This window comes from Pseudoalteromonas sp. (assembly GCF_041629635.1).
Taxonomy (GTDB): Bacteria; Pseudomonadota; Gammaproteobacteria; order Enterobacterales; family Alteromonadaceae; genus Pseudoalteromonas.
Window position 1 is genome coordinate 15,002 of sequence record NZ_JBFKMX010000026.1, and the last position, 21,115, is coordinate 36,116.

Consider the following 21,115-nt stretch of genomic DNA (forward strand, 5'->3'; position numbering starts at 1 on the left):
ATCAATTAAACAGTTATCCTTGATTTAACTGTTTTTGTGCATATTCAAACTTTAGTTTGAATTCTGTAACTTTGGCTTCAAGCTCTTCTACACGGTCGGTCAAACTAATATTCTCATTTCGAATAGACTCATAAGCGCCTCGAGCCTGTTGTGAATCCTTTTCTAAACGACTTAACAAGCTTGAGTTACGACCTTGTTCTCTGTTAAGTGCAGTGTCTTGAGCTTCAAGTTGACGTCGTAATTGCGAAATCAAATCGTGGTCATCTTGCTTAGCATTTTCAAGTAATGTTAATTTTTCAAGCAGCTCTTGGTTTTTAGCTGTTTCTTCAGAAAGTGCGTCAGCTTGTGCTTTCACTTTTTCTTTTAAAGCGCTGCTTTCTTGGCTTAAATCTTTCTTAAGATCATTAAAGCGGCCTTCGCTTTCTTTGCTAATTACAGCTAATTTTTCTGAAAGCTCACTCACTTGAGCTTTGTACTCTTCAATATTAGAAGACAGAAGTTTGTTTTGCTCTTCTAGCTTACCAGCAATATCGCCTTGCTCTTTAACTTGGCTTTCTAATTGCGTTTTTTCTTTCTCAAATTGCTGTAATGACTTTTCTTTATCTTCTAGCATTGAACGCAATGTTTCGCTGTCTTTATTCGCTTCTTGAGAGAACGACTGATGTTGTTCATGCACTGAGCTTAATTCGCCGCTTACTTTATCAAGCTGTTGTTTTAATTCAGCAATCACATCATCTTTGCTTACAGACTCTTGCTTCAACATCTCAATTTCATCAGTGAATACTTTTTTCACTTCCACTAATTTTTGATCTTGATTTTGATGCTCTGCTCTACGCTCTTCAATTAGCTGTTTAAGCTTATTTGACTGCGCTTCGTTTTGTTCTTTTTGTTTGCTTAGTTGAGATTCAGCAGCTTCTAAACTCTCAGTTAGCTTGTTAATTTGCTCACTGAATTCACCGTGTTTTTCTTCTGATTGACGGCTTAGTTCTTCACTCACTTTTTCAAGTTCAGCTTCTTTTGTTGAGATCACATCCTCAAGCGATTGATTATCAACCTCTAGCTGACTCACCTGCTTTTTAATTTCCGTCAATTGGGTTTCAAGCTGTTGAATATGCTCATCTTCATCATTTTGATGTTGCACCATTGCCGCTTGATGACCTTTTTCAAGCGCTTGCTGACTAGCGCTCAGCAATAAGGCTTGTAAAACAGGTGCGATATTAGTTGTAAACTTTTGACTTAACTCAGAAATGTATGGATGTTCGAACTCAATTGCATCAGCAACTTGTTGTTCAATACTCTCTTGGCTCGCATCAACCTTATCTGCGGCAAGATTAAACACATCACTAGGCGATAAACTATTTAAAGCATTCAGCACTTCATTTAACTGCTTGCTCTTATTTTCACCCATGTATCCCCCTTTTGAGCTATTTTATTATTATTGCTCGGAATGTAATTCAATTTACTGAATAACTTTCTTTGACTTCATTCAAGATGATGAATTGCAAATGCCAAAGATAAGTGTAGACAAAAAATCTTACGATGCTTAACCTTGCAGCAAGATTTAATTGTGTTATTTTTAGCGCATTAGTCTAGCTTACAATATAGTAGGATGGAATAACCTGATTATAAAATTAGAAAAATAAGTATTTATTCTTAAAACAAAAAATTTAAAACCTTGATGACAATGGCACTAAATCTAACAACACCCGCACTGCTTTTCCCTGCAATTTCATTGCTATTACTAGCTTATACCAATCGCTTCTTGGTTCTCGCTCAATTGATAAGACAATTGAATGCGCGTGAAAATGGACATGAAATACGTGCAATGGTAAAGGCGCAAATTTCTAATTTACGAAACCGCCTAAATTTAATCCGTCGCATGCAATTTTTTGGCGTGTTATCTTTTTTACTCTGCACCGCGGCCATGTTTGCTGTTTTTCTAACACAAAATTTAATTGGAACCGGTTTATTCGGCTTAAGTCTTGCTTGCCTTTTATATTCTTTAATACTGTCACTCTATGAAATACACATTTCTTGTCAGGCAATTGAAATCGAGTTAACCAATATTGAAAATAAACCTGTGGTTGATGAACATCAAGAATAACTTCTATATCTTTGAAGCAGAATGCGCTTTTATCTTATCTTGATTATTTTTTGCAATATTTCACTACTCTAGTTTTTACTTCTATACTTTTAATACAAATGAAACAACAAGAGTGGTGACTGTGACTGATTTTCTGTTTGCTGAAGAGCAATTTGATGAAATTAGATGTGCCTCAAATGATGAAAGCTGGAATATACTCGTTGTTGACGATGAAGAAGATATTCACCAAGTTACTAAGTTGGTGCTTAATGGCTTCACATTTGAAGATAAAAGACTGATATTTCATCACGCTTACACTGCTACCGAGGCAATGGATATGCTTAGGGGGCTACCAGAAGTCGCTGTTGCACTTGTTGATGTTGTGATGGAAACCAATCACGCGGGTCTAGACCTTATTCGTTATATTCGTGAAGATGTTGAGAATCATGATATTCGCCTAATTTTACGCACAGGACAACCCGGCGAGGCACCTGAAGAGTCAGTCATACGTGATTACGATATAAATGACTATAAAAATAAAACTGAATTAACTGCCATTAAATTAAAAACCTTACTCTATTCTGCCCTACGCTCTTATCGAGATATATGCATTATTGAACAGCATAAACTCGGCCTTGAAAATATAATTAATGCATCAGCTAAATTTTTAGAATGCGAAACTGTAAATGAATTCGCTTCATCAATATTAGAGCATGTCTCTGGTGTGATGGGTCACAGTGATAAAGAAATCTATTGTGCTGCAGCAGTCAATTCACAGACAGATAATGCCACTGACTTTAAATTATTAGCTTGCTCTGGGACAGAGAATAGTGGTCGGAAAGTTCCTGACGAAGTTAGCAACCTGTTTGTGCAAGCACACAACACCAAATCATCATTCAAAAATCAAAAAGAATATGTTGGTTACTTCCCCACCAAAGGTGGTCTAGAAACTATGCTTTATGTGAGTAAATCTTCCGATCTGAATAATTCAGACCACCAACTTTTAGAGTTCTTTGCTAATAACATTGCGTTAGCCTACGATAATCTGCGCTTGCGCGAACTGATTAGAGAATCACAAAAAGAGCTTTCTTACATTCTAGGGGAGGCTGTGGAAAAACGCAGTAAAGAAACGGGAAGTCATGTCAAACGAGTCGCCCATTTTAGTCACTTACTTGCCATAAAGTATGGTCTAACATCCTATCAGGCTGAGATAATTAAGCTTGCATCTCCATTACACGACATTGGCAAAATTTCGATTCCAGATCATATTCTCAATAAGCCAGGAAAACATGATGCAGAAGAATGGGAAATAATGAAATCTCACGCTGAAATTGGTTATGACATTCTTAAAAGTTCTACTAATGAAATTTTGAAGCAAGGGTCGATTATTGCCCACGAACACCACGAAAGATGGGATGGTAATGGTTATCCGCAAAGATTGAGTGGTGAAAATATTGATATTTCTGGTCGAATAACGGCATTGGCTGATGTATTTGATGCCCTTGGCAGCGAGCGTTGCTACAAACCAGCTTGGCCACTCGAAAAAATCCTAGCACTATTAAAAGAAGAAAAAGGAAAACAGTTTGATCCTAAATTAATTGATATCTTCATTGAAAACCTTGATGAATTTCTTGCCATCAGAGATCAATTTCCCGATTAATATCAGTCTAATTAACCACAAAAACTATATGCGTTAAAAACATAATCAATTACATTTTAGCAATGGAATTCGTATCATTTTTGTGTTCTTATAAATAAACACATGGACTAGTTTACAGGAGTAACAATGCGTTTAGAACAATTAGAGCAATTTATTGCACTTGCCAATCATCAACATTTTCGCAAGGCAGCTGAAGTATGTAATCTAAGCACTTCGGCGTTAACAAGAAGCATTCAAACCTTAGAAATTGATTTAAGCTGTAACTTGCTAACTCGTTCAACACGCTCTGTTAAATTAACCGCCGCAGGTGAGGTATTTTTACAATACTGCCAACAAGCTTTGGATAACCATGCTTTACTTCAACAAAAGCTGCGCAAATTTAGCAATAATAAGAACGAAAAGCTCATAATAGGCTACAGTCCGGAAGCCATAGGTTTGGTGCCACAGGCATGCGGTAAATTTATGCAGCAGTTTCCAAATATTTCAATTGAAATGAAATTGCAAGATACTGATACATTGACTGAAAATGTGCGTAACGGGCAAATTGACTTAGCAATAAACTCCCCAATGAACCCAAACACTGGCTGTTTTATCAATCTGCCCGAGCAAGTTGTGCTATTTTGTCATAAGAATCACCCAATAATACAAAACCAAAAAATCCATATTTCTCAACTTACTGAACTGCCAATATTAGCAACAGTGTGTACAAACCAAGCGCTTAGTAAGTTGATAAATCAAGCTGCTAGTAATCTAAATAAGTTAGATTCTTTACGTCTTGGCACTTTTGAGCAAATCGTTAGCAAACTAAATGATTGTAAGCATATTGCCCTCACCACATTAGATATGATGCAAAAGATATCCAATGATCAGTCATTGGTTAATCTAAGTTCATCTATGGAGCGAAATAACATACTGACTTTAGAGCTACAAGTTGCTAAAAATAACTTAAGTGCGCCTAATGTGTCTGAATTACTCAACTTTATTACTTTAGAGGCAAATACACGTCCAGAAATAGCGCTTGCAAAAGCAACTTTCTAACAGCTTAATTGTCCATTAAAATAACGCCAATTTATTTAATTGGCGTTATTTATGTCTAACACACTACAATTTGCTTTTTCTTTCGATTCTTTGCTAAATGACATAGCTAAACATGGTTATAGCATTATTGAAAATGCCCTGCCCGAACACCTTATCTCTGACCTTAAAAAGCAATGTGAAGCCCAATCTGACCAATTTCAATTTGCCAAAATTGGACGTCATCAAGACTTACAACAAGCCAGTACTATACGCAGTGACAAAACAAAATGGTTTGATGGCACGACCAAAGCAGAGCAAGATTACCTTGCATTAATGGAAGAAATTAGAACTACCATCAATCAAAACTTTTTTCTTGGATTATTTGATTACGAATGTCATTTTGCCATTTATCAGCAAGGTGATTTTTACAAAAAGCATTTAGATGCGTTTAAAGGGAAATCTAACCGTGTATTTACTACAGTGTGTTATTTAAACACCCCAGTAGAAGGGGGTGAATTATTAATTTACCCTGAAAAGGGAAAAGCGCCATTAGCGAAAGTCTCACCAACAGCGGGCACGCTCATTTGTTTTGAAAGCGAGCGTTTTCCTCACGAAGTATTAGCAGCTGCAAGTACTCGCTATTCGATTGCCGGATGGTTTAGGAAGAATAATTCGAGCGCAAACTTCGTTGATCCTAGCCAATAATACCAATTCTGTTAAGTATGTGATTAAGAATAGCGCTGGATAAATGAAATGCTAACAAGGCGTAATTTTTCTTATGTAGTTGTTCTACATTGATAAATTCTAAAGCAGTTAACATGATATTTAGTCCGCTAGGATGTTCAGCTACTTAAGTGAATTGGTATAAAGCTAGTTGCTATTCCCATAAAGACAAATAAACCAACATAGTTATTATTTAAAAATGCCCAGAAACATGCATCGCGATCGCGGTGCTTAATTTTAACTTGCTGATGGGCTAACAAAAATGCTGATAACAGCACGCCGACGTCAAATGGCCACGGCAAATTACGGTTAAAGCCAATAAATACTAAGGTCAGTAAAAATACGATTTGCAGCAACAGCACTGCTATTTTGTCAAATCGGCCAAACAAAATAGCGGTCGATTTCACACCTATTTTTAAATCATCATCTCTGTCGACCATACCGTACATGGTATCGTATGCCACAGTCCAAACGAGATTGGCAAAATACAGCAACCATGCTTCCCCGGGCACTTCACCAAGCACAGCCATATAAGCCATCGGAATCGACCAGCTAAATGCAGCGCCAAGCACTACCTGCGGCAAGTGGGTATAACGCTTCATAAAGGGATAACAAAACGCCAACGCCAAGGCTCCAAACGACAATAGAATCGTTTGCCAATTTAAAAACAGCACCAGAATAAATGCACATATAATCAACACAATAAAAAGTTGAATTGCTTCAGTTGCGGTTGCTTTACCAGAGGCTAATGGACGCATATGGGTGCGCTTAACCAAACCATCAACCTTGCGATCGGCAAAGTCATTAATCACACAACCAGCACTGCGCATAACAAACGCGCCAGCAGTAAAAATTGCTAAAATACCGAGATCAGGCACCCCAGAGCTTGCTAGCCATAATGCCCAGTAAGTTGGCCATAATAATAACAAGGTACCTATAGGTTTATCGGTTCGCATTAATGCTTTATAGGCATCTCGATTTTGCCACGTTAACTGGATCATAGTGAGTCAAATACTCCTGGCAAAAAGGCTTCACACACCATTAATTTTAAATCTGCTAAGTGAAAAATACTGCGCCTTGCTGACACATAACTCGCTTCAATAGCTAAACTCGTTAATAGTGCTTGTAACGCCGAGTGCTTTGTAAAATCAGTAATCATCAAGTTTTCTCTAACTAAGTCAGGATGCTGAAAGATGAACTCACCGAGTGGACGTTCCCCTAAAGAGAGAAACAGGCTGTTCTCTTCAAGCGGCGCAAGCGGGATCCAGCTTTGCGCATAGACACGTGGTTTATTATCACCATATAGAATCACTTCTCTACAAAGTGCCGTTTGTTGCTCTATCCCCATAATTTTTGCTTGGGATTCAGTCAACATAATCCGTGTTTCGCTAAGCACTTTTACGCTAAATTCAGAAAATGTTTGCTTTAATTTTGCAGTAAGCGATCCAGTCTCCAATAACCACTCGCTGCGCGAGCTATCTAACTCTGTAAAATTCTGATGCCACTGCGATGAAATATCTAAAGGAAAAGTTAACACAATAACCTGCTGCAAAAAAATAACGCGTCATTTTAGCACTGCTCAGGAATGAGCTAAATGAGAAATTAAATTTTCCATTAAATTCCCAGTAAGTGACTAGTAAAAAGCTCATAATCAAGTATTATTATTGATTAGTTACTAAGGGAAAAACAAGGTGTTAGTCACGCAATGCGTAGCCTATCGATATTTCTAATTACACTTTTATTATCACTTTCAACGCCTAAGGCATTAGCTGCATCAAACTTTGGCTATTTTGGCTTCGAGCCGGACATAATTACCAACTACATTGCAACATCAAATAAAAAACTTGGCTATGTGCGAGTTACCGTTGAATTGATGATTAAAGATATGGGTAACTTAGAAGTTGTAGAGCATCATCAACCATTATTGCGTGATGCAATTGTAGAAATTATTAGTAAAGAGCAAGAAGAGCACGTTAAATCGCTAACAGGCCGCGAGGAAATACGTAAACGCTGCAGTGAGCGAGTAAAAGAATTGCTTAAAGAAGAAACAGGACAAGAAATTGTTCATGATGTGCTGTTTACTAAATATCTATATTATTAATTTCACTAATCATGTGAAAAAAAGCAAAGTTAATTAACTTTGCTTTTTTTATGGCTATTCGCAACGAAAACACCCAATAATGCACCAGCAACAAGCCCACCTAAGTGCGCCCAATTTGCCATATTGATAAACAACACATCAGCAAAGCCTAGTACTAGCCACACCAACATAAAGCCAACAATAGATGGGCTAATCGCTAACTTAGTATTGCCTGCAATATGCCCATACAACCAACAAAAACCGAGTAAGCCGTAAACTACGCCAGAGAGACCACCAAAGTTTGCATTTTCAAGGGAAAACTGAAGCCAATTGCTCGCAAGCGCAGTAACAATAAATACCAACACTAAAAAGCGTTTTCCTAGTTGCTCTGAGATTTTATCGCCAAGATACATCCACCACATCAAATTAAAAATCAAATGCATTGCCGAGAAGTGCATTATGGTGGGCGTGAGCCACGAGTAAATTTTAACAGGCGAAAATTGTAAGTAAGGAAACAGCCATTCAAAGCCACCTAGTATAAAGGCGCCATAAACGAAAATAGACAGTATCGAAACACCCTGAATAAGCAGTGACAACTTGAAAAAGCGCGGCAGTAAATTGAGTGAGTTACCCACATAGCTCAGTCCATTATTGGTTGAGCCAACTTGCCAAGACGCTTCATAGTACTTTGCTTGATTAGGATCCGCGAGGAACAATTCAAGCTCTTTGTAAGCGTTATCGAACTGTTCATCTGATACAAACAAAGTCACTTGTTCACTGCTTATGGGTTTTAACTCACAGTGAATATTAATGCTATTAAGATAATCACAAAAACCTTGTGCAGCCCTCACATTACTTAGCGTGGCAAGTTGTTTCACTATGATTACGCACCTGACTCAACGTTGTCTACTTGCTCAGTACCCCATGCGGCAAAGCCACCATCCATACTGTAAACATCTTCAAAGCCTTGCTCTACCAAATAGCTTGCAGCTGTTTGAGAACTGATGCCGTGATAACAAACTACAACAATAGGTTGTTCGTAATCTTTTTCATTTAAAAATTGCCCCAAGTTTTCATTGGATAAACGTTCTGAGCCCGGGATACGCGCAGATTGAAAACTATTCGGGTCACGAATATCGGCAATAACAACATTGTCATTCGATAATAATGCCGCGGTTTGCGACACTGAAATATGTTTATATGACATATATACCTCAATAAAAAAGGGAGCAAATGCTCCCTTTATAATATCATCAAGCGATAGCTTAATCCCAATTTAAAATAACTTTGCCCGATTGGCCTGAAATCATGGTATCAAAGCCTTTTTGGAAGTCATCAATATGGAATTCATGGGTAATAATTGGCGATAAATCTAAGCCTGATTGAATTAAACTTGCCATTTTGTACCAAGTTTCAAACATTTCACGGCCATAAATGCCCTTAATGATTAACCCTTTAAAAATAACCTGATTCCAGTCAACCGCCATATCTGATGGTGGAATACCTAGCATGGCAATTTTACCGCCATGGTTCATGTTATTTAGCATACTGTTAAACGCGCTCGGTACACCTGACATTTCAAGGCCAATATCAAAGCCTTCCGTCATGCCAAGCTCTTTCATTACATCTTCAAGCTTTTCATTTGCGACGTTTACGGCACGTGTTGCACCCATTTTAAGTGCCAAGTCTAAACGGTATTCATTCACATCAGTAATTACCACATGACGCGCACCCACGTGTTTAGCAACTGCTGCAGCCATAATACCAATTGGGCCAGCGCCGGTAATCAGTACATCTTCACCCACTAAGTCAAACGACAGCGCTGTGTGCACAGCATTACCAAACGGGTCAAAGATTGATGCTAATTCATCAGGGATGTTGTCAGGAATTTTAAACGCATTGTATGCAGGAATAACTAAGTACTCAGCAAATGCACCTTCGCGGTTTACGCCAACACCAGTTGTGTTGCGACATAAGTGAACACGACCTGCACGACAGTTACGACAGTGACCACAGGTAATATGACCTTCACCTGATACGCGATCACCTACTTTAAAACCACGTACTTCTTGGCCCATATCCACTACTTCGCCAACGTATTCGTGACCAACAACCATAGGAACTGGAATAGTATTTTGCGACCATTCATCCCATTTGTAGATATGCACATCCGTGCCACAGATCGCTGTTTTACGGATTTTGATTAATAAGTCATTGTGGCCAACTTCCGGTTTAGCCGTTTCTGTCATCCAGATCCCTGGTTCAGCTTTAAGCTTTGATAATGCTTTCATCTTTTTACTCACAAAAAAGGCCTGTTATAAACAGGCCAATATCAAATTAAATAATACCTAACTCTTTACCAATACGGGTAAATGCAGCAATTGCTTTATCTAATTGCTCACGCGTATGCGCAGCAGAGATTTGTGTACGAATACGCGCTTGACCTTTTGGTACCACAGGGAATGAGAACCCTGTTACGTAAATGCCTTCGGCAAGTAACTTATCGGCCATTTCAGAAGCCAATTTTGCATCGCCTAACATCACAGGAATAATTGCATGGTCTTTACCGGCACAGGTAAAGCCAACCGCTTCCATTTGCTCACGGAAGTAAGCTGCATTTTGCCAAAGCGTATCACGAAGCGCTTTACCATCTGCAAGCATTTCAAGCACTTTAATTGAAGCCGTAACAATTGAAGGTGCTAATGAGTTTGAGAATAAGTATGGACGAGAGCGCTGACGTAACCACTCGACAATTTCAGCTTTACCAGATGTGTAACCGCCTGAAGCGCCACCAAGTGCCTTACCTAATGTACCCGTGATAATGTCAACACGATCCATTACATTGCAATACTCAGGCGTACCACGACCATTTTCGCCAACAAAACCCACAGCGTGAGAATCATCAACCATAACCAGTGCATCATATTTGTCAGCCAAATCGCATAACGCTTCTAAGTTACAAATAACACCGTCCATTGAAAACACGCCGTCAGTTGCAATTAACTTAGTTTTTGCGCCTGCTTCATCAGCTGCGATTAATTGCTGCTCTAAATCAGCCATGTCGTTATTAGCATAACGGAAGCGCTTTGCTTTACATAAACGCACACCATCAATAATTGAAGCATGGTTTAATGAGTCAGAGATAATGGCATCTTCTGGGCCTAGAATCGTTTCAAAAAGACCAGCGTTGGCGTCAAAACATGAAGAATAAAGAATAGTATCTTCTGTTTTTAAGAAGTTACTGATTTTCGCTTCTAACGTTTTATGAATATCTTGTGTACCACAGATAAAACGAACAGACGCAACACCAAAGCCATGATCATCTAGACCTGCCTTTGCGGCATTAATTAACTCTGGGTGATTTGCTAAACCTAAGTAGTTATTTGCACAAAAGTTAATTACTGAGTCGCCAGAAGCAACTTGAATTTCAGCTTGCTGCTGTGATGTGATCACACGCTCACTTTTATATAATCCATCTTCTTTTACTTGGTCAATCTGTTGCTTAAGCTGATCAAAAAATGCAGATGCTCTCATCCAAAGTCTCCAATGCCTAATAGAACGGGTTGCGGAAATGTGTTTACGCACAAAACGTGCAAAAAACATACGCTAAGCTTTAAAATTGTAGCTTAAATTTAGGAGTGTAATTGTAAAAGGTTAGGTAGATAAATGCACTTATTACTAGTAAATGCATTTAGAAAAGTGAATAAATCCAAAATAAAGATTAAATACAGTATAAAAAACTGCATTTTAAATATTGCGACAATTATTCTCAGTTGTTTTCACTAAATTTTTCACTCGCACAATCAAGTGAATTCCACACTTCATCTGCTAAGGAAAGCTCTTCATCAGTTAAGCTTTGGCCTGATTTAACTAAAATTTTCTTTTTAAATCCCGCAGCAGTTGCAGCTAACATATCTGAACCTTTGTCGCCAAACATAATGCACTCTCTAGCATCAAGAGATAGTTCTTTAATCCCCTGCAATAACATTCCAGGTTTCGGTTTACGGCAATCACAATCTTGCTGGTAGTCGGCGATACCTTTTGTTGGGTGATGCGGACAAAAATACACTTTACTGATTTCTATTTCGTGCTGTTTAAATTGCTCTACCATCCACTTTGTCAGTAGGTCAAAATCTTGCTCCGTATAGTAACCACGGCCAATCCCAGACTGATTCGTTACAATAACAATTTGATAGCCACATGCTTGAAATTGCTTACATGCCTCAAATACACCATCAATAAATTCAAAATCTTCGATTTTATATACATAAGCGTGATCTACGTTTACAACACCATCTCTATCAAGGAAAACAGCCTTATTACCCATTACAACGCCTTTTCTTTTACTACACGGTCAAACATTTGCATTACACTTTCGACACTAATTTGCTGCATGAGCTCTTTACCTTTAACGCGCGTACCCCAAGGCAGTTGCTCTGCAGTCTTGCCTGTTTGTTGTTTTAAGTTTTGATGATATACCTCAACAACATAATCTTGATATAAATACGGACCTGTGCGCGCAGGATTTGAATGTGCATACAGCCCAATTACCGGGGTCGCCATAGTGACCGCCATATGTGCGGGCCCCGTATCTGGCGCTATAACCAACGACGCTTTTTCTAATACGCATAACAGCTGCTTTAAATTAGTTTTGCCAACCAAATTAAGAGCGCTCGATTTCATCGCTGCTTCAATCTGCTTTGCAAGGGCAATTTCAAGTTCAGTAGGGCCGCCAGTAATTACCACACTAAAACCTTGCTCTTTCGCGTAATCTGCCACTTCAGCATAACGCTCAGGTAACCAATTGCGCTCAGCTTTACTTGCCGCAGGCGAAAGCACCAGTACTTTAGCGCCAAGTGGCGATAATAATTGTTCAGCAAAGTCTCGGTCTTCTTGGGTTACAGGCATCTGCCATGATGGCTCATAATGCGGTACACCTATGGCTTTTGCGAAACCACGAAAACCCTCGAGTACATGAGCTTCTTTTTCAGCCTCAATACGGTGGTTGGTAAATAAAAAGTGTCCTTCTTTGGCACGGTGCCAATCGAAACCTACTTTCACTTTTGCAGGAATAATACGTGCAACTAAATTGGCACGTAGTGCGACTTGCATATGAAGCAGTACATCAAACTTGCGGCCTTTAAAATGCTGTTTAAGAGTCTGAAACGCCGCTTTACCTTGCTTTTTGTCAAATACAACCAGTTCAACACCAGGTAAATCTGCCAGTAACATCGCCTCGATTTTGCCTACCACCCAAGTAATTTTAGCGTTTGGATAGTGCTTCTGAATAGCCTGAACCGCAGAGACGGCATGACACACGTCGCCAATTGCCGAAAGACGCAAAATACAAATATCGTTAAATGGGCCCTGTAAACTCACAATTTACCTAAAAACATATAAATAGATGCGTGCAGTTTAACGTAAATTAAAACTTGGTATAATCCCTTTTTGCACGCAATCACTTTTAAACACATTCGCCATGCTTTCAATTCAACATTTAGGTTCAACATCAATCATTACACCAAAATCATTTAACGGTGAGTTTGATGCCTCATTGTTTGATGTCACTTTCTTAGCCAGTAACGATTTAATTCGCGCCGAGAAAAAAGGCCGTGCAACAACTTACTTTTTCAATTGCGGTGAAAAAATAGGTGTATTGCGTCACTATTGGCGCGGTGGATTAATCGGCAAGTTATTGAGCGATCAATATGCCTATTTTGGTCTCAAAAATACCCGAACCTATAAAGAGTTTGCACTGCTTGTTGAAATGAAAGAAAAAGGCCTGCCAGTACCAAGTGCAATTGCGGCAAAAGTCACTCGAAGAGGATTAATTTATCGCGGTGATATTATTACTGAGGCACTGCCAAACGCACAAAGCGTACTCGATATTCTAAAAACACGTTCACTTTTAGAACAAGAGATAGTGCAAATTGCTGAAACTATCGCGAGTTTCCACAACCATGGTGTGAATCACGCCGATCTGAACATTAATAATATTCTGATAAGTAACAAAAATGTGTACTTAATTGATTTTGATAGAGGCACATTGGGCGCATTTAATGCCAAACGTAATCAGAATAATATCGAGCGATTAGCGCGCTCATTTGCTAAAGAAGCATATCGCAACAGCCCTTTTTATTGGCAAGAGAATGATTGGCAAGTGTTTTTAGAAGCATATAAAAGCGCACTAAAAGCAGATTAGTGCGCTTAACAATTTGTAGTTATTAACTGTCGCTTTGGATTTTTTTAATCACGTTTGAAGTAGAGCAACCATTAACAAACTCAAGAACTTCAACTTTGCCGCCATTAGCAAGCACAAAGTCTGCACCAGCGATTTCAGATACTTTATAATCGCCGCCTTTCACTAATACATCAGGTTTAACACGCTCAATTAATTTCGCTGGCGTATCATTTTCCGCTTCAGAACCAAACGGGATAACCCAATCTACTGATGCCAATGCGTTAATTACTGTGGCGCGCTCATCTAATGGGTTAACCGGTCGTGTTGGCCCTTTTAAGCGGCTAATTGATGCATCATTATTTAAACCAACCACCAGCTTATCACCGCGCGCTTTGGCTTGCGCTAAATAGCGCACATGCCCGGCATGTAAAATATCAAAGCAACCATTAGTAAATACGATTTTTTCACCGCGCTGGCGTGCTAACTCAATATGATGCAACACTTCTTCAGCAGGTGCTTGATATTGCTCACCGGTATCGCGTAAATACTGAGTTAATTTTGCACTTAACTCTTCAGGTGAAACCGTTGCTGCACCAAGTTTTGCAACTACTAGCCCCGCTGCAATATTTGCTATTTCAACCGCTTGTGGTGCTGGCATACCAGTACTTAACATTACCGCCAGTGTTGCAATAACGGTGTCACCTGCACCCGTTACATCAGACACTTCATGAACTTGCGCGGCAAAATCATGTTTTTCACTTGGTGTAATAAGTGACATACCCTGCTCAGAGCGAGTCAGTAACATCGCGCCTAAACCACATTCAGCCACAATGGTACGCGCGCTTTGTGTAATGATGTCTTCATCACCAACCACGCCGCCTGCAGCTTTAAACTCGGTAAGATTTGGTGTGATAAAGTCTGCACCTCGATAATCGGCAAGTTGCTTTGATTTTGGATCTACTAATACCGTTTTGCCAGCATTTTTAACCACTGTGATCATTTCGGATATTAAGTGCAGTGAGCCTTTGTTGTAATCAGAGAAAACAACAAGATCGAATTCAGTGATTATCGCTTTCAACTGTTCAAGTAATAACTGAGAATGTACTTCGCTAAAGCGCTCTTCAAGATCTAACCTGACTACTTGTTGATGGCGACTAATTACACGCATTTTTGCGATTGTTGGCGCTTCTGATTGGCGGATCAACTGCGAGTCAATATTTTCAGATTTCAGCAGAGCTTCTAGGCTTTGCCCATTATCATCCTCACCAATAATACCGAGTAAGCTTACTTTACCGTCAAGGTGCGCAATGTTTTTCGCAACGTTTGCTGCGCCACCGGCTTTATCTTCAAGGCCACTAACTTTTACAACAGGTACTGGTGCTTCGGGTGAAATACGGCCTGTATCGCCATGCCAATAGCGATCAAGCATAACATCGCCAACAACTAAAATTTTGCTGTTTGATAATCGATTAAAATATGACAAATCCATAATTCAGTACTTAGCTCTTTTGTGCAACTAGCATATCGATGGCTTCACATAACCAATGACCAATAAACATATGCGCTTCTTGAATACGTGCAGTTTCATCGTTAGCAATGATAATCGGCAATGTTGCAATGTCTTTTACCTGACCACCGTCACGACCAGTGAGTGCCACAGTATAAGCACCAATTTTGTTAGCGGCTGCTAAGGCAAGATTAATATTCGCACTGGTACCTGATGTTGTTAAACCGATCACTAAATCTTCTGGTTTACATAAAGCTAAGATTTGACGCTCAAAAACGGTATCAAAATGGTAGTCGTTTGAATGCGCTGTAAGAATTGAGGTATCAGTTGTTAGCGCAATAGATGCGAGTGGTCCACGCTCATTTTTATAACGAACTACAAATTCAGCGGCTAAATGTTGTGAGTCAGCTGCACTGCCACCATTACCAAACCAAATAACTTTACCACCCTTTTCCAACGTCTCTTGGCAAGCTTGTAAAAGAGAAAGTGATTGCTGTTGATATTGCTCCATAATGGCGAACACATTACGGTGACGTTCTAGGCTGGCTAAATATGAGTTTGTTATCGCTTCCATAGGCCTTTCGATAATTGCTTTTTTTGAATAATTGGCATCATTTTATACCTAATCCACTCAAAATGGCGAGGTTTGTTACCTTTTCTTACTCTTCAGTTTGTTAAATTTTTAAGATCACTACACTTGCCCTTAGGTTGTTTGGTACAATTTAGGCTCATGCGCAGGGAGAATTAAGTGCATTACACAAAGCAATTAGCCAATTTGAACACACACACACCAGAAATAACGCTGACTAAAGAAAGCAAAGTCTTGTATATGACTCACCTAGCATTGGGTGATTATGTCTATCAAGGCGCTTTTTTAAAAGCGCTTGCTGATGCTTATCCAGGTGTGCAAATTGACGTGTGGATGGATGATTGTCGAAGTCATCAAAAATCATGGCATACTGGCAGAAATGCTACTCTGCAGCAGTGGCTTACCAAAGAAAGTCACCTCAATGCAATTTACCCAATTGCGCATTCAGAACAACATCGTAATGAACTAATTTCAAAAGCTTCAAAAGAGCAATACGATGTCATTGTATTTGTTGCTACAACCCGTGCGCCTGCTTATTTAAAAGTAGCAAAAGCAATTAATCCTAATGCGCAAATCGCAGGCACAACACCAAAAGATACGCTGTCACGCTTACTTTATCGCGGCCAATTTAAAGCGCTAAATGTTGCTATTGATTCTAACGTTCTTTCAAAATGTCAGCATATTAGTGATTTTTATAATCATGTGTTTTCGCGGTTATTTGCCGTTTCGCTGGATGATCAACTGCGTTCACGAGAAATAACACCAAACGATACACTCAATGAAAAAAGCAAACAACAAATTGCGCTATGGCGAAATCAACTAGGTTTAAGCCAAGGCAATACACTTTTTATTAATCACATTTCAACAAATGAAAAGCGTGATTGGCAAAATACACAACTTGCCGAATTTGCCCACCAGCTTACAAAGCAAGCACCCAACACACTGTTTGTTTTAAATACACCACCGCATAAATTAGATGAAGTAACGGCTTGGTGTGCAGAGCAAAAAGATATCGCTGTAATTGCCTTTTCTGCAACTGACGATTTTTTTGAACTACCCAGTATGATGTTAGCGTGTGATTTAGTGGTTTCCGTAGAAACTGCCATAATGCACTTAGCCAGCAGCCTTTCATTACCGCAAGTAGCGCTTATCAGAAAATCGGCTTCAAACTGGCGCCCTTTGCAGGCAAGTAAGGTATTAACAGGGAAGAAACGAGTGGATAATATTGCTGTATCTGAAGTTGTTAAAGCGGCAAGTCAATTATTGTAGCTAGGCCCAGCAAGCACTGAGCCTAACCCATTTGTTACCAGAACATAGTTACAGATAAATAACCATAATCCTCGTCATACACATTTTTACCACCGGTTAAGCTGGTTTCAACACGGTACTCACCCACTTTACGGCTGTTAGTTAACGATAAAGAATAAGCTCGCTGATATGCTTCACCATCATTATTTTGTGTACTTGCCTTAAACTGCCAAGAGCTCAGTACTGATTCAAAATAGTCGTAATTAAGTGTGTGGACATCTGCAGGCACGCCATCACCAAAGTTGCGATTATCTGCGCCAAAATGACCAAATGTGAATCCTTGGTTGGTGTTACCATTTTTGTATAAATGGTGCACATACCAAAGAGTATTCCATTTATTGTATTCGTATCTTAAAGATGAGTTATGCGTAAGCTTTGGTAAATATGTACCAAACGAAATGGTTTGATTGCCAAATTTAAAGTTGCTGTTATGCAGTGTATCTTCCGCACCATATTCAGCGTAAATCTCAACTGGCATACCCCAGTCAAAATACACACTTGAGGTGAATGAGATCATTTGGTCGCCAAATTCATCATCGGTACTTAAATCGCCATCCGCATTATCGTTACCTGATGGATCAAAAAACGCTTTAAAAATATCACTAATATCTGTTTTGCGTGGGCCTCCGCCAAATTGCATGGCACGGTTAAAGCCAATCTTCCAACCTTGTAAAGGTTCAATTGAACCATGCATACCAACCAGTTTAGGACTGCCATCATGCCACTCGCCTTGATATTGAATACCGTCTTTCACTTCGTCTAATTCGGTATAAAACAAATCAAAATCTAGATTCCACCAGTTATTTAGTGGCACAACTGTGCTGAGTGAAATACTCATTGGCATTTGTGCATTGTTCGACATAATTTGCGCCGAATTTTTAAAAGGTGAATACCAATGATCTTTGTAGCCAATATCTAGCTGAAGATTAGCAGCAGCCATACTTAACGTTGAGTTGTACGCTACTAAGTCTTGTTCTTTTACCCGATAATCAACACCCACTTGCGCTAACATAAAATCATTAGGTCGCCAAACGCCCTCAAAAAAGCCCTGTGCATACTCATCGCTTGTTAAACCACGCTGATTGGCTATTGGCATTTCATCACCGCTACTTACAGTTGTGCGAAGGCCATAACGACTGATTTTATCATTGCCACGGTAACGCTTTAGTTCAGCAACTAAATAACGGTAGAGCTGGCTATCTTTGTTTTTAACTTGCTTAAGTGCAATATCCACTTCGCTTAATGCATAAGGTTTATGCATTGGCGTACCACGAGTTAATACAAACATGCGGTCGAGTTGACTTTCGAGGTGAGCATCAATGCCTAAAGGTAAATAAACGGTAGGTTTTGCCATGCTTTCAGTAGCAACAAAAGCACTGACAAATAACAATAAATTACGGAGTTTCATAAGCGCAATAGTTATAAAATTATGCAACCATGATAACAAAAGGCGATCACTAATCGCAGCAAAAATTGTATAAATATGTTATAACTCGCGGCGATACTGGTTGAGGTAACTATGGCGCGTTTAATTTACAGCTTTTTTTTATATATTCTTTCCCCCTTGGTGTTTTTACACCTTTGGCTACGAGGAAAAAAAGCGCCTGAATATCGCAAACGTTGGGCAGAAAGGCTGGCTTTTTATAACGCGCATTTTAAACCTGATAGCCTTGTTATTCATTGTGCCTCTGTAGGTGAATTGATGGCTGCAAGTAAGCTTATCCATCAGCTTAAAGACAATTATTCAATTACACTTACTTGTAATACACCCACTGGCTCAGCTGAAATTCAAAAGCAATTTGGCAATACTTTACAGCACGTGTACCTACCGCTCGACTTTCCCTGCGCAATAGGGCGATTTTTTAAAGCCTTAAAGCCCAAAGCCATTATTATTTTAGAAACAGAGCTATGGCCAAATTTAATAATTAAAGCGCAGCAACAACATATACCTGTATGTGTTATTAATGCGCGTTTATCTGAAAAGTCTCTTAAAGGCTATCAACGTATTTTGCCACTAAGCAAACAAATTATGCGCAGTATTAACTTACTTGCAGCTCACAACAAAGAAGATAGCGAACGTTTTTTACAACTAGGATTACCTTCAAAAAATAGTAAAATTACTGGCTCAATTAAATTTGATATTGAACTCAATACCGAGATTGAAGATAGAATTAGCGCTTTCAAACCACAGCTTTCATCTCATGATTTTATTTGGGTTGCAGGCTCTACGCACCCAGGTGAGTATGAACAAGTAATTAATGCACACTTATTACTACTAGAGAAAAAACCAAATGCGCTGTTAATTATAGCACCGCGACACCCAGAGCAATTTAATAAGGTTGCCGATTACCTTAAGCAAAATAACATTTCATTTAGTCAGCGCTCTAAAGAAAAGCATACAGGGCAAAGCGTATTGCTTGCCGATACCATGGGTGAAATGTTGGTGTTGTTTGGTGCTGCCGATTGCGCCTTTATTGGTGGTAGTTTAATAGCGCGTGGAGGTCATAACCCATTAGAGGCAGCCGCATTTAATATACCTATTTTAACAGGCCCTAGTTACACAAACTTTTTACATGTATACCCACAATTAATTAGTAACAATGCCTGTATTTGTGTTGATTCATCAAAAGCACTTTTTGACAATTTATTGTCGCTAGCCAACGATGCTGAAAAAAGGCATACACTTGGTAACAACGCATATCAAATTTTAGAAACCAATCGCGGCGCACTTAAACACACTATAGCGCTTATTGAAAATGAGATTTCACATGACACTCTCCCCCATTGAGCAAACAAAAAGCTGGGTTAGCCAAGTTATTGTTGGCTACAACTTTTGCCCATTTGCAAAAAAAGAAGTGGTAAATAACACCATTGAATATGTCGATAGCCAAACTGAATCGCATGAAGATGCGGTGATTGAAATGCTGTCACTGATACAGCAAATGCGTGAAAACGACGAGATAGAAACCTGCTTACACATTTTTAGTAAAGGTTTTCAAAATTTTGACGATTTTTTAGATTTAGTGGATTTAGCCAATGCCATGTTAGTTTCAAGTGGCTATGAAGGGTTTATTCAAATTGCCAACTTTCACCCAGACTATGTATTTGCTGATAGCGATGAAAGTGATGCAGCTAACTACACTAACCGCGCGCCCTACCCAACGCTACATTTAATCAGAGAAGCATCAATGGCGCGAGTACTTGATATTCACCCTGATCCAGAAGGCATTCCAGAAACGAATATCAAACTTGCGAGAGAAAAAGGCATTTCATTTTGGCAGCAATTACTTAATCACTGCCAAACTGGAAAGAAAGATTAAGCGACTGCTTGCTCAACTTCGAGTTGTTTATTCAAATACTCTTGTTGTAGCTTTTTCAACTGTTCAAGCCCTTCACCGCGGGCATAAGGTTTGAACAGTAAGATAACTTTCACAATACCACCAAAAATATCTTGTTTAGTTAGCGAACTATCTTTGCTGTGTGCTTTCACATAAGGGGTCCAAAAACTTACCGTCAGCTTTACCATATGTGCAAGCTCTTCAATATCGCAATCATCAATGGCAATTACTTCGGCATATTTTAAACCGTTAATTACGGCGACAACTTGCTCAACTAGTTGCGCTTGATGCACAAGGTATTGCGCCTTTAATTCTTTATCGCGACCTAAAATATCCGTTAAGTTGTTATAGAAGAAATTAAATCGCCACATTAAATCAACCAGCGAATCGAGATAACCTGCAAGCTGCGCCATCACATCCAAATTTTTATCCATTGGTGTGAAATTTTCTTTTAAATGGCTTTGGTACAGACCAAAGATATGTCGTAAAATATCTTCTTTGTTTTTAAAGTGATAATACAAGTTACCTGGGCTTATGCCCATTTCTGATGCGATGTGGTTGGTAGTAATTGCACGCTCACCGTGTTGGTTAAACAACGCAATGCTGGTTTGAATAATCTTATCCTTGGT

22 protein-coding genes are annotated in these 21,115 nt (G+C 39.1%); 9 read left to right on the forward strand and 13 right to left on the reverse strand.

Translation table 11 applies throughout. The features are described from left to right. Window positions 1-13: 13 nt before the first annotated feature. Window positions 14-1,408 carry a hypothetical protein gene (locus tag ABYD77_RS06020; RefSeq protein WP_372767987.1) on the reverse strand — a complete coding sequence of 465 codons (1,395 nt, stop codon included), beginning with the start codon at window positions 1,406-1,408 and terminating at the stop codon, window positions 14-16. A gap of 270 nt (window positions 1,409-1,678) precedes the next feature. Between ABYD77_RS06020 and ABYD77_RS06025 the strand changes: the two genes are divergently transcribed. The 4 genes from ABYD77_RS06025 to ABYD77_RS06040 all read left to right on the forward strand — a co-directional run bounded on the left by ABYD77_RS06025 (window position 1,679) and on the right by ABYD77_RS06040 (window position 5,465). Next, window positions 1,679-2,104 (forward strand): DUF2721 domain-containing protein, encoded by a 426-nt coding sequence (locus ABYD77_RS06025; protein WP_372767989.1) that lies wholly within the window; start codon window positions 1,679-1,681, stop codon window positions 2,102-2,104. Between the two features lie 121 nt (window positions 2,105-2,225). Beyond that, on the forward strand, window positions 2,226-3,743 hold the full coding sequence (locus ABYD77_RS06030; RefSeq protein ID WP_372767991.1) for a DUF3369 domain-containing protein: 1,518 nt from the start codon (window positions 2,226-2,228) through the stop codon (window positions 3,741-3,743). A gap of 126 nt (window positions 3,744-3,869) precedes the next feature. Further along, complete coding sequence (locus ABYD77_RS06035) at window positions 3,870-4,781, forward strand: LysR family transcriptional regulator (protein WP_372767993.1); 912 nt, start codon at window positions 3,870-3,872, stop codon at window positions 4,779-4,781. A gap of 51 nt (window positions 4,782-4,832) precedes the next feature. Beyond that, entirely contained in the window at window positions 4,833-5,465 is a 633-nt protein-coding gene (locus ABYD77_RS06040) for a 2OG-Fe(II) oxygenase (protein ID WP_372767995.1), read from the forward strand. 137 nt (window positions 5,466-5,602) lie between these two features. Here the strand turns inward: ABYD77_RS06040 and ubiA are convergent, their stop codons facing one another. Next, a complete protein-coding gene (gene ubiA / locus ABYD77_RS06045) occupies window positions 5,603-6,484 on the reverse strand; it encodes a 4-hydroxybenzoate octaprenyltransferase (protein ID WP_372767997.1) in 882 nt (293 codons plus the stop codon). Further along, a complete protein-coding gene (locus tag ABYD77_RS06050; RefSeq protein ID WP_372767999.1) occupies window positions 6,481-7,020 on the reverse strand; it encodes a chorismate lyase in 540 nt (179 codons plus the stop codon). Before ABYD77_RS06050 ends, ubiA begins: the two co-directional genes overlap by 4 nt. Before the next feature lie 168 nt (window positions 7,021-7,188). Here ABYD77_RS06050 and ABYD77_RS06055 point away from each other — a divergent pair, with 168 nt between their 5' ends. Continuing rightward, window positions 7,189-7,584: a flagellar basal body-associated protein FliL gene (locus tag ABYD77_RS06055; protein ID WP_372768001.1), complete on the forward strand. Its 396-nt coding sequence runs from the start codon at window positions 7,189-7,191 to the stop codon at window positions 7,582-7,584. 29 nt (window positions 7,585-7,613) lie between these two features. On the opposite strand, the gene glpG is transcribed toward ABYD77_RS06055, so the two are convergent. The 6 genes from glpG to ABYD77_RS06085 form a co-directional block, all read right to left on the reverse strand. Then, on the reverse strand, window positions 7,614-8,441 hold the full coding sequence (gene glpG / locus ABYD77_RS06060; RefSeq protein WP_372768003.1) for a rhomboid family intramembrane serine protease GlpG: 828 nt from the start codon (window positions 8,439-8,441) through the stop codon (window positions 7,614-7,616). 5 nt (window positions 8,442-8,446) lie between these two features. After that, window positions 8,447-8,770 carry a thiosulfate sulfurtransferase GlpE gene (gene glpE / locus ABYD77_RS06065; RefSeq protein ID WP_372768005.1) on the reverse strand — a complete coding sequence of 108 codons (324 nt, stop codon included), beginning with the start codon at window positions 8,768-8,770 and terminating at the stop codon, window positions 8,447-8,449. Window positions 8,771-8,828: 58 nt separating this feature from the next. Continuing rightward, window positions 8,829-9,854, reverse strand: coding sequence for an L-threonine 3-dehydrogenase (tdh, locus tag ABYD77_RS06070; protein WP_372768006.1), 1,026 nt, complete (start codon window positions 9,852-9,854; stop codon window positions 8,829-8,831). 46 nt (window positions 9,855-9,900) lie between these two features. Next, window positions 9,901-11,097: a glycine C-acetyltransferase gene (locus ABYD77_RS06075; RefSeq protein WP_372768008.1), complete on the reverse strand. Its 1,197-nt coding sequence runs from the start codon at window positions 11,095-11,097 to the stop codon at window positions 9,901-9,903. Window positions 11,098-11,332: 235 nt separating this feature from the next. Continuing rightward, window positions 11,333-11,890 (reverse strand): D-glycero-beta-D-manno-heptose 1,7-bisphosphate 7-phosphatase, encoded by a 558-nt coding sequence (gmhB, locus tag ABYD77_RS06080; protein WP_372768010.1) that lies wholly within the window; start codon window positions 11,888-11,890, stop codon window positions 11,333-11,335. Then, complete coding sequence (locus tag ABYD77_RS06085; RefSeq protein ID WP_372768012.1) at window positions 11,890-12,942, reverse strand: glycosyltransferase family 9 protein; 1,053 nt, start codon at window positions 12,940-12,942, stop codon at window positions 11,890-11,892. Before ABYD77_RS06085 ends, gmhB begins: the two co-directional genes overlap by 1 nt. Window positions 12,943-13,042: 100 nt before the next feature. Between ABYD77_RS06085 and ABYD77_RS06090 the strand changes: the two genes are divergently transcribed. Then, complete coding sequence (locus tag ABYD77_RS06090) at window positions 13,043-13,765, forward strand: 3-deoxy-D-manno-octulosonic acid kinase (RefSeq protein WP_372768014.1); 723 nt, start codon at window positions 13,043-13,045, stop codon at window positions 13,763-13,765. 22 nt (window positions 13,766-13,787) lie between these two features. Here ABYD77_RS06090 and hldE read toward each other — a convergent pair whose 3' ends face one another. Then, window positions 13,788-15,233, reverse strand: coding sequence for a bifunctional D-glycero-beta-D-manno-heptose-7-phosphate kinase/D-glycero-beta-D-manno-heptose 1-phosphate adenylyltransferase HldE (gene hldE / locus ABYD77_RS06095; RefSeq protein ID WP_372768016.1), 1,446 nt, complete (start codon window positions 15,231-15,233; stop codon window positions 13,788-13,790). Window positions 15,234-15,243: 10 nt separating this feature from the next. Then, the gene (locus ABYD77_RS06100; RefSeq protein ID WP_372768018.1) at window positions 15,244-15,825 is read right to left on the reverse strand and encodes an SIS domain-containing protein; all 582 of its coding nucleotides are present in this window, start codon (window positions 15,823-15,825) and stop codon (window positions 15,244-15,246) included. A 174-nt stretch (window positions 15,826-15,999) separates the two neighbouring features. Between ABYD77_RS06100 and ABYD77_RS06105 the strand changes: the two genes are divergently transcribed. After that, window positions 16,000-17,109, forward strand: coding sequence for a glycosyltransferase family 9 protein (locus ABYD77_RS06105; RefSeq protein ID WP_372768020.1), 1,110 nt, complete (start codon window positions 16,000-16,002; stop codon window positions 17,107-17,109). A gap of 34 nt (window positions 17,110-17,143) precedes the next feature. Here ABYD77_RS06105 and ABYD77_RS06110 read toward each other — a convergent pair whose 3' ends face one another. Beyond that, the gene (locus ABYD77_RS06110) at window positions 17,144-18,556 is read right to left on the reverse strand and encodes a capsule assembly Wzi family protein (protein WP_372768022.1); all 1,413 of its coding nucleotides are present in this window, start codon (window positions 18,554-18,556) and stop codon (window positions 17,144-17,146) included. A 111-nt stretch (window positions 18,557-18,667) separates the two neighbouring features. Here ABYD77_RS06110 and waaA point away from each other — a divergent pair, with 111 nt between their 5' ends. Further along, window positions 18,668-19,936 carry a lipid IV(A) 3-deoxy-D-manno-octulosonic acid transferase gene (gene waaA, locus ABYD77_RS06115; protein WP_372768024.1) on the forward strand — a complete coding sequence of 423 codons (1,269 nt, stop codon included), beginning with the start codon at window positions 18,668-18,670 and terminating at the stop codon, window positions 19,934-19,936. Continuing rightward, complete coding sequence (locus tag ABYD77_RS06120; protein ID WP_372768026.1) at window positions 19,917-20,468, forward strand: DUF1415 domain-containing protein; 552 nt, start codon at window positions 19,917-19,919, stop codon at window positions 20,466-20,468. The genes waaA and ABYD77_RS06120 overlap by 20 nt, the downstream gene beginning before the upstream one ends. On the opposite strand, the gene ABYD77_RS06125 is transcribed toward ABYD77_RS06120, so the two are convergent. After that, window positions 20,465-21,115, reverse strand: a 651-nt coding sequence (locus ABYD77_RS06125) for a TetR/AcrR family transcriptional regulator (protein ID WP_372768028.1), incomplete at its 5' end; no start/stop codon positions are given. The two genes, ABYD77_RS06120 and ABYD77_RS06125, sit on opposite strands and share 4 nt — an antisense overlap.